The following is an 8,795-nucleotide window of genomic DNA, read 5'->3' on the forward strand; positions in this document are numbered from 1 at the left end:
ATCAGGCGGCGAAACGAAGGTGTCCGAAATGTTCGGCCGGTGGCGCGGCCTGTCTTGCATGTGCTCTGCGGCTCTGCCATTAATACAGGCGAGAGTTCTCAGTATAAACGCGTAGGAGGTGACCTTGTCACGTACACAAGCAAGTTTGGGGCAGCCTTTGCGATCAGGGTTGCGGATCGTTGATCTGAAACGGCGGCCGGCCACCGCCACCAGGCTCATGAACGTGAAGATTCCGGCGGCGCTCAGTGATGCGATTGATCGGCTGGCCGGAGAGTTCGGCACTTCAAAAACCGAGGTGGTGGTTGCGCTGCTGAACACTGGTCTCGATATCGCTGGTACCAAATTGAAAGGGCTGCACCTTCCCAAGAGCAAGTAGCATGAATCGCCCTGGGCGCGGGCGGGTCCAGGGGCGGTGCGCGCGTGCGCCTGCCACCACCGCCTCGCCGGGCGCGATTCTTGGGTGACAGCCCAGTTCCGCAGAAACAACCGATTCCGGGCCGCCACCATCTCTTCAAGAGGATATCGTAACCACTGCCCATCCTGTCGGCCGGTGCGGCCACTTCCTGCTGAGAACGGAAATGGGCGACATCGTCGAGGCCCTGACGAGCCTTTCCCTACCTGCAGCCTCCTGATTGGAGAATCGCTGCGCGCCGTGACGGTGAGGGAGCGTTGCGATCAGTCTAGGTGGGGGCGCCAGCTCGCGGCTGGTAAATCAGGTAGTAGACCACGGGGACGACGACGAGCGAGAACGCCGTCGACGCGAAGATGCCGAAGATGAAGCTCCACGCCAGTCCCGAAAAGATCGGATCGAGGGTGATGACGAACGAGCCAAACATGGCCGCGCCCGCCGTCAGGAAGATGGGCCGCAGACGCGTCGCGCCGGCTTCGATGACGGCCTCGGCCAGCGGCGCGCCCGGGTCTCGGCCGCGAATGTGTTCGATGAAGTCGATCAGGATGATGGAGTTCCGCACCACGATGCCGGCGAGCGCGATCATGCCGATCATGCCCGTCGCCGTGAAGAAGACCGGGGTGGCGTAGGCTCCCACCGGCGTCGTGAAGAGCAGGTTGAGGAGCCAAAAACCCGGCATGATGCCGATCACCGTGAGCGGGATCGCAATCATGATGATGACCGGCATGAGCAGAGACTGGGTCTGCGCCACTAACAAAACGTAAATCATGGCGAGCGCGGCGGCGAAGGCAAGCCCCAGGTCGCGGAACACGTCGACCGTGATCTTCCACTCTCCCTCGCCGGCGAAATCCACGCTGTAACCGGCCGGCAGCGGGCTGTCGCGTAGCCAGCGGTTGAGATCGAACACCGCCTCCACCGGACTCCGGCCTGCCATCTCGGCGATGACGAATGCCACACGACGGAGGTTCTTATGGTAGATCGTGCGTTCGCCGGGATCAGTAGTGGCGGCGCCGATCTCGCCGAGTGGTACGAGCGCGCCGGTTGCCGCCTTCACGCGCAAGGCCAGCAGATCGGGTAGCGACGTACGGGCCGTGCGCGGCAGGCGGACGGTCAACCCGAGCGGCAGCCGCTCCTCCGGCACGTGTACCGTGCCGACCCCATCGCCACTGACGGCGCCCTGCAGCGTTTGCGCTGCCTCCGCGACGTTCACACCGGTGAGCGCGGCCTTCTCGCGATCCAGCCGGTAATGGATCTTCTCGTAGTCGGCCTCCGCATAGTCATCGACGTCGACGACGCCAGCCGTCTTTTCCATCGCGCCGCGGACACGTTTTGAGACCTTGATCAACTCTTCGTTGCTGGCTTCGAGCGGCCCGTAGACCTCCGCGACCAGGGTGGCCAGGACCGGCGGTCCCGGCGGTGCTTCAACGATCTTGACGTTGGCCCCATGCTGTTGCCCAATGCGTTCGATTTCCGGCCGGATGCGCAGGGCGATCTCATGCGATTGCTGGATGCGTGCCTCCTTGGGCAGGAGACTGATGCGTATGTCTCCCACGTTGCCGCCGCGACGCAGGTAGTAGTGGCGCACCATGCCGTTGAAATCCATGGGCGAGGCCAGGCCGACGTAGGTTTCGTAATCGGTGACCTCGACGACTGACGCCAGATAGCGGCCGAGGTCGCGGGCCACGGCGTCGGTGCCCTCAAGCGGTGTCCCCCGCGGCATGTCGATGACCAGGGCCAGCTCGTTCTTGTTGTCGAACGGCAGCATCTTCAAAGGCACGGCCCGGGTGACCGCCAGCAGCGCCGACGCGATGAAGGCGAGCCCCACCGCGAACAAGAAGAGGCGCGCCCGCCGCCGGCTCGCCAGCAGCGGTCCGAGCGTGGCGCGGTACCAGCGATACGTGCGTGATGCGGTGATCTCGAAGGGCGCTGCGTCTTTTTTCTCATACTCGCTCTTGAGCAAGTGGTAACTCGCCCACGGCGTGACCGTGAAGGCGACGACGAGCGACAGCAGCATGGCCACCGGCACGTTGAAGGCCATCGGACGCATGTAGGGGCCCATCATTCCGGTGATGAAGAACATCGGCAGGAACGAGACGATGACGGTGAAGGTCGCCAGAATCGTCGGCGGACGCACCTCATCGATGGCCGTCAGTGTCGCCTCCAGCGGCGGCTCCTGGCGGAGCTTGAAGTGGCGAAAGATGTTCTCCACATCGACAATGGGATCGTCGACCAGCAAGCCGAGGGACAGGATCAGCGCAAACAGCGTGACGCGGTTGATGGTGTAGCCGAAGACCAGATCGAGCAGCAGCGTGACCGACAGCGTCATCGGCACTGCGATGGCGACGATGAAGGCTTCCTTTGGTCCCAACGCGATGGCCAGCAGTACGATGATGGTGGCAATGGCGATGAGCAGGTGCTTGACCAACTCGTTGACCTTGTGATTCGCCGTCTCGCCGAAATTGCGGGTCACGGTGACCGCCACATCGTCGGGGATGACGCGGCCGTGCAGCTTGCGGACGGCTTCGATGACTTCCTCGGCGACGCGGACGGCGTTGGTGCCTTTGCGCTTGGCGATGGCGATGGTGACGGCGGGCCGTTCTGAAAGCCTGCTCTCGATCCCTCCCCCGTTCGCAGAAATGCTCACAGGGGAGGGAAACAAGGTCCCCTCCTCTGTTGCCACTTCTGGCAACGGAGGAGGGTCAGGGTGGAGGTGAGGTTCTCCGAGGTTGCGCGCCTGGGCTGCCGCCGGGCCGAAGCCGATACGGGTGTAGCTCTCGACTTCCTCCGGGCCGTCGGCAACACGGCCGACATCGCGCACGTACACGGGCCGGCCATCAATTGCCGTGACAACGGTGGCCTCGACTTCCTCGGCCGAGCCGAAAAACGGGCCGGCCTCCAGCGCCACTTCACGCCCCCCACGCTCGAAGCTTCCAGCTTGGACATTCACATTCGCGGCGCGCAGCGCGCCGACCACCTCCAGCATGGAGGTCCCGCGAGCCGCCAGCCGCGCCGGGTCGAGGTACACGGTGACGCGGCGTTGCTGGCCACCCACCACCCAGCTTCTGCCGGTGTTGGGGACGCGCGCGAGCTTGTCGAGCACTTCATCGGCGATGCGCCGGAGATCCGGGCTGCCGGCACGGGCATCGGCAGCGGACAAGGTGAACAGGATGATCGGCACGTCATCGATTTCGACCGGTTTGACGATCCAGCTCGTGACCCCAGGCGGCACGGCGTCCTGGTTGGACATGACCTTGTTCCACACCTTGACGAGACTGCGCTCGCGATCCTGGCCGACGTAAAAGCGGACCGTCACGACGGCCTCACCGGGACGCGACATGGAATAGACGTACTCGACGCCGTCGATCTCCCACAGCTTGGCTTCGAGCGGCGTCGCCACCAGTTTTTCAGTCTCTTCGGCGGAGGCGCCGGGAAAGCGGACGAAGACGTCGGCGAACGGTACGACGATCTGCGGCTCTTCCTCACGCGGCGTGACGAGCAACGCCAGCGCACCCGCCAACAGGGATGCGATGACGAAAAGAATCGACAGCTTGGAGGTGATGAAGATGCGGACGATCTGCGCGGTCAGTCCGCGTTTCGGGGGTTGAGCTTCAGTCATCAGCGATCAGCTGTGCCCAGCTCGACGATCACGCGCTGGCCTTCCTGTAGCCCCGACAGCACCTCGACTCGATCCCCGTACGTTTTCCCGGTTCGGACGTTTCGAGTGCGTATGTCGCCGTCCACGACCAGCCGTACGGCTTCGAGCTGGCCGGAGCGGGAGACCGCTGCCGGCGGAACGAGCAGGGCCACATGCGCTCCGCAGGGGGTGCGCAGGCTGCCGAAGGTGCCCGGGCGGAGGCCCGGAAGCGCCGGTAGGGCCGCCTTGACGAGAAAGGTTCGACTTTGCGGATCGGCCGCCGGGGCGATCTCTTCGATGCGCGCCGCCGCCTCTCGAACCGGCGAGTCGATGCGTGCGGTAACGTCCATGCCAAGGCTGAGCATGCCGGCACAGCCTTCGGGGACGTGAGTCTCCAAGCGCAGCGAGCCCGGGTCATGGATGACCGCGATGGGTTTCCCCGGAACGGCCATGTCGCCGGGATCGACAAGTCGCTCGGCAACGACTCCATCGAACGGGGCACGCATGCTCGTATCGCCGAGCAACACCTGCACTTCAGTGAGGGCGTCGCGTGCCTGCGCCACCTGGGCGCGTGTCGACTTGCTACGGGCCTCGACACCGTCGAGTTCTTGCTGGGTTGATGCCCCCTTGCGGAACAGCGTCTGTCCGCGGCGTAAATCGGCGTCAGCCTGGGCCGCCTGCGCCTCCGCCGCTGCGAGTGCTGCGCGCGCCTGGTCGGCACGGGCCTTCATATCGCGATCGTCGAGCACGGCGATGATATCACCCCGCCGGACAGCGGTCCCGGCGGTGACACGCACCTCCAGCACGCGCGCCATCGCTTTGGCGGCGACATTGGCGACGGTGCGTGAACGCACGGTGGCGGGCCAGTCGATGACGTCCTGCACCTCACGCTTTTCGACCGTCGCCAGGTTGTGAGACGCGGCGCCGCCGGCTGGAAGGGGAACGACGCCCGGGGCCACTTTCCGGCCACCGATCGTTCCCTGCAGGTAGAGGAGAAGCAGGACAAGTGCGGCGACGGCAGCCGCGGCAAAGAGGGCTTTGCGCGGAATGCGTCCGATGTGGTGTGCACTCATTGACGGTCCCCCTCGGCCCACAATCCCAGTGCCTTGTGCAGTCCGGCGTCGGCGCGCCGGACATCATAGCGTGCCGCGATGGCGCGCGAGCGGGCATCGGTCCGCGCAACTTCCGTTTCCAAGTACCGCGTGATGGTCACGGCACCGGCCTGGTATTGCGCCTCGACCAGGCGTAGGGCTTCTTCTGCGGCCGTGATCACGGCTTCGGTGACGCGAGCCCGTTCACGCGCTTCTTGAAAAGTGAGGAAGGCGGTCTTGACGTCACGTTCGATCTCCAATCGCGCCTTGCGCTCTGCCTGACGAGCCTCCGCCAGGCGCCGCTCGGCAGCACGCACGCGCTCAGCCGTGCGGAACCCGGAGAACAGATCCAACTTGGCGGTGGCGCCGACGATCCAGTTGTCCTGGCGCCGTGAAAGTTCGAGGTTGGTGTCGTCCTGGCCGTAACTGGCGACGGCATCGATGCGGGGCAGATAGGCGGCGCGTTCGGCTTTCACCTCATGCTCACGCATGGCCACGGCACGGGCAGCGGCTTGGATCTCGGGACGGCGAGCGACGGCCTGCGGGAGCGCCTCGTCGAAGGTTTCAGGGACCTCGGGTTCCGGCGGTATGCCGACAGCTGCGACCTCGAGCGGCGTATCCGCAGACAGGCCGAGCAAGAGGCGGAGTCCGGCGCGGGCGAGCTCGACAGCATTCTGCGCGCGCACGTGGGCTTCACGCGCGGCGGCCAGCCGCACTTCGAGAGAGAGAAGGTCCGACTTCAGGGCGACGCCGGATTCAAAGCGAGCGCGGGCTTGTGACAGCGCACTCTCGACCGCCTCGATCGAGACCCGAGTCACCTCGACCTGCTCGGGCCCGACGAGCAGGGCGTAGTAGGCGGCAATGACGGCATCGGCAAGCGCGTTACGCACAGCCGCCCGCTCGAGCCTCGCGGCCTCGACGCCGAGCGCGGCGGCCACCCGCCGCTCATAATCCTGGCCGCCGCGAAAGAGCGGCAGGGCGCCGACGATCTCTGGCCGAACATCTTGCGTCGGCCCGGGGTTGTTGAAGTCGAGGCTGGACGAAAAGTGGCGTTGGGCGAGAATCATAGCGAACGCCTGCGCCGGATTGTCCGTCCGCGCGTAGGAGAGACGCGTCGAGACCTGTGGAAAGAAGGCCGCCGTCGCCTGGCCGACGCGGGCTTCGGCTTCGCCAATACGCTCAGCGGCCGCACGAAGATCCGGGTTCTGTTCGAAGGCAAGGGCGACGGCTTCGTCGAGTGTAAGCGGTCGTTCGGGCTCGACCGGTTGGGGAGCGCTGCGGCTGGGACCCGAGTCCGCCACGGGGTGTCCAAGCAGGCGCGCATCTCCCCCGCCGAGAGGATCTTGAACGGAGACCCTTTCGGATGCCATGCAACCGCCGAGAATCAGCAGCACACCCGGCACGAGGACGAGCTTGGCCACCTGCCCGTAGATGTCGGTGCGGCCGGTCACGGGGATTACGTGGTGCCCAGACGTCTGAGCACCTTCTCCGCCGGGCAGATGCCGGTGAAGGCTGACTGCATGAGGTTCAGGGCGACGAAGGCCGCGAGCAGATGCCAGGCCGGTGACACCAGGTGCCCGAGGGTCAGGCTGATGGCCACCATGCTTCCCGCCAACAGGCGAACAGCGCGTTCAGTTTTCATGCGTTACCCCTTTTTGTCTTCACAAGGTGTGAGCCTCGGCGGAGCAAAAGGATTCATCCACGTTACAGCAGATCGTCGAAGGGTCAAGGCCAATCCCCTGCCCGTGTCGACCTCCTCAGCGCTCTGTGTGCTCCTGCGGAGGGCCTTCGTGTTCGTCCGGGCGCGCCGACCGGCGCGCGTTGGGCACCGCTCAAGTGGGGACTCCGAGTCGCGGCAGGAGCCACACCTGAAGTAAGTACCAGCCACCCAATACGAGCAACGGCCCGAGCCAGCTTTCCATGACGTATGCCTCTCCTGACCACTTAGAGCCGCGCCGGCGGCAAAGGGTTCACGAATTGGCAGCGAGGAATGCGCGAAGCCTCTCCCGGACGGATTGCTGAATTGGTTCCGGTACTTGCGGCGATGGGGTGGTGCGGCAAAGCCGCAGGGTGCGCCGCAGCGACTCGCACGTTTCCCGACAACCGGCGCAGCGCTCGATGTGCCGCTCCATCTCGGCACACAGGTCGGAGCTGATCTCGCCCTCGAGGTGTCGGGAGAAGAGCAGCAGCACGTCGGGGCATTTTTGCGAGGGGCGCCGGTCCGGCTTCTCCAGGCCTATACCCAGCAACGGCGCGAGCGATTCGCGCACCGCCAGGCGCGCGCGGTGCAGGCGGCTCTTGACGGATTCATCGGCTGGTACCGCAAGAGCAACGTTTCCAAGGCGTTCCGGTCACCAGCTCGCGCCGCGGTCAGCAGTTCCCCGTCGCTGCGTTCCATCGTTCTTGCTGCCTTAGAGCTATCCACAAAGTGCAACTGGCCGCAACCGACTTCACACCAGTACCTACGGCGCACGGGTCTGCCCTCGTGCGTCAGCGGATAATATCAACCGTAAGGTGGCGGCCGGATCCTTTCCGCCGATCGGATGGATTGCTGATGGAAGACGCGGTTACCGAGAAGGCGGCGAGGAGCGACTCGGCGCTTGGGGCGTGCGATTATTCGTGCCGCCCTTACTGGCAGTGTGTCCCCACGCAACCAGGACCCCGTCCAAGAAATGTAGAGTGCACTCACGTCCGCCCGGGGCAGGCGTCCCTTCCCCACAAGGGTCTTCCCCCTCGAGGAGTGACAACTCCCCTGTCCCCTTTGGCAGAATGATGCGATAGCGCCAGTCTTCCACCAGACCCTCGCGGGTCAACGTACGGTTCTCTTCGACCGCGTCGCCGACGCACGCCCGAACCTGTTCAGCGGTCATGCCGCGCATAAGCCTACCGGTGGCAACGCCGTCCCGTATCGTTTGATCCAGTTCGGAATGAGATTGGATGTAGCCCTCACGCCGAGCTCGGCGGAGCTTTTCCAGCGCGGCTTTGTGACGGGCTTCCCAGCCGGGTTCACTGGTGATCTCCCGCTCGATTCCCTGGGCGGTGAGAATGAAAACGCGAACCCCGCTGGCAGCGGTGAACTGGTAAAACACATGCGCATAGTTGTCCTCTGCTGGCTGCACATCATGCGCATGGCTTACATTAGGGGTCGGCTCTGACGGCGGACTCAAGTGCCGCGGAGGGGCGGGTGGCGTCTCTGTCAGCTCGACGCCCCGTGCGGGAGCAGTGCGCACAAACAACAAGGATGGCAGAAGCGCCCATAACAGCATCCGCCAAGACCGAGGCCTAGGTGAGGCGCTCGGGACCACTGGGCATAAGGCGGCGACGGCTATGGCGACTCCCTCGCGCTGCTTGACGCGGCTGGCACACAGTTGTGCATGAGATCCGTGGTGGCGTTTCATCGTCTGCGCACTGTCGCTGTCCTTCCGGCTCGAACCCGTGCTCCCCCAGGGCAAGGCTCGGCAATCGCAGCTATCCGAGTTCTCCGGCGCCCCGCACGGCAATCCGCAGTGATACCTCCCGCCGCTCCTCGCCGCGGTCGGCACCTGCCCCAACTACGTATTCGGTACTCCCAGTTGAACCATGTAGCGCGATTTGCGCTTGCGTCCAATGACAAATGTCAGGGCGTGCGTTCTCTCGCCGATGCAACGGCCGCGTTGGCGCT

Annotated in this window: 8 protein-coding genes; 1 reads left to right on the plus strand and 7 read right to left on the minus strand. The window is 64.8% G+C overall.

From position 1 onward, the window contains the following. On the minus strand, nucleotides 1-219 hold a 219-nt coding region (locus tag VF515_03835; GenBank protein HEX7406765.1), incomplete at its 3' end, for a hypothetical protein. On the opposite strand from VF515_03835, the gene VF515_03840 reads away from it, so the two are divergent. Beyond that, nucleotides 218-376 carry a hypothetical protein gene (locus VF515_03840; protein HEX7406766.1) on the plus strand — a complete coding sequence of 53 codons (159 nt, stop codon included), beginning with the start codon at nucleotides 218-220 and terminating at the stop codon, nucleotides 374-376. The genes VF515_03835 and VF515_03840 overlap by 2 nt on opposite strands. A 304-nt stretch (nucleotides 377-680) precedes the next feature. Here the strand turns inward: VF515_03840 and VF515_03845 are convergent, their stop codons facing one another. The 6 genes from VF515_03845 to VF515_03870 form a co-directional block, all read right to left on the minus strand. Further along, on the minus strand, nucleotides 681-4,025 hold the full coding sequence (locus VF515_03845; GenBank protein HEX7406767.1) for an efflux RND transporter permease subunit: 3,345 nt from the start codon (nucleotides 4,023-4,025) through the stop codon (nucleotides 681-683). Then, complete coding sequence (locus VF515_03850; protein HEX7406768.1) at nucleotides 4,025-5,116, minus strand: efflux RND transporter periplasmic adaptor subunit; 1,092 nt, start codon at nucleotides 5,114-5,116, stop codon at nucleotides 4,025-4,027. Before VF515_03850 ends, VF515_03845 begins: the two co-directional genes overlap by 1 nt. Beyond that, on the minus strand, nucleotides 5,113-6,585 hold the full coding sequence (locus VF515_03855) for a TolC family protein (GenBank protein HEX7406769.1): 1,473 nt from the start codon (nucleotides 6,583-6,585) through the stop codon (nucleotides 5,113-5,115). The genes VF515_03850 and VF515_03855 overlap by 4 nt, the downstream gene beginning before the upstream one ends. A 5-nt stretch (nucleotides 6,586-6,590) precedes the next feature. Beyond that, entirely contained in the window at nucleotides 6,591-6,776 is a 186-nt protein-coding gene (locus VF515_03860) for a DUF2892 domain-containing protein (protein HEX7406770.1), read from the minus strand. 328 nt (nucleotides 6,777-7,104) lie between these two features. Next, a complete protein-coding gene (locus tag VF515_03865; protein ID HEX7406771.1) occupies nucleotides 7,105-7,404 on the minus strand; it encodes a zf-HC2 domain-containing protein in 300 nt (99 codons plus the stop codon). A gap of 297 nt (nucleotides 7,405-7,701) precedes the next feature. Then, on the minus strand, nucleotides 7,702-8,253 hold the full coding sequence (locus tag VF515_03870) for a hypothetical protein (GenBank protein ID HEX7406772.1): 552 nt from the start codon (nucleotides 8,251-8,253) through the stop codon (nucleotides 7,702-7,704). Nucleotides 8,254-8,795 lie beyond the last annotated feature (542 nt).

The organism is Candidatus Binatia bacterium (assembly GCA_036382395.1).
Classification (GTDB): domain Bacteria; phylum Desulfobacterota; class Binatia; order HRBIN30; family HRBIN30; genus JAGDMS01.

What these genes read in the sequence shown, in the direction of transcription:
- VF515_03840 (HEX7406766.1), top strand. Translation starts at nt 218, where the DNA reads ATGAACGTGAAGATTCCGGCGGCGCTCAGTGATGCGATTGATCGGCTG.
- VF515_03845 (HEX7406767.1), bottom strand. Translation starts at nt 4,025, where the DNA reads ATGACTGAAGCTCAACCCCCGAAACGCGGACTGACCGCGCAGATCGTC.
- VF515_03850 (HEX7406768.1), bottom strand. Translation starts at nt 5,116, where the DNA reads ATGAGTGCACACCACATCGGACGCATTCCGCGCAAAGCCCTCTTTGCC.
- VF515_03860 (HEX7406770.1), bottom strand. Translation starts at nt 6,776, where the DNA reads ATGAAAACTGAACGCGCTGTTCGCCTGTTGGCGGGAAGCATGGTGGCC.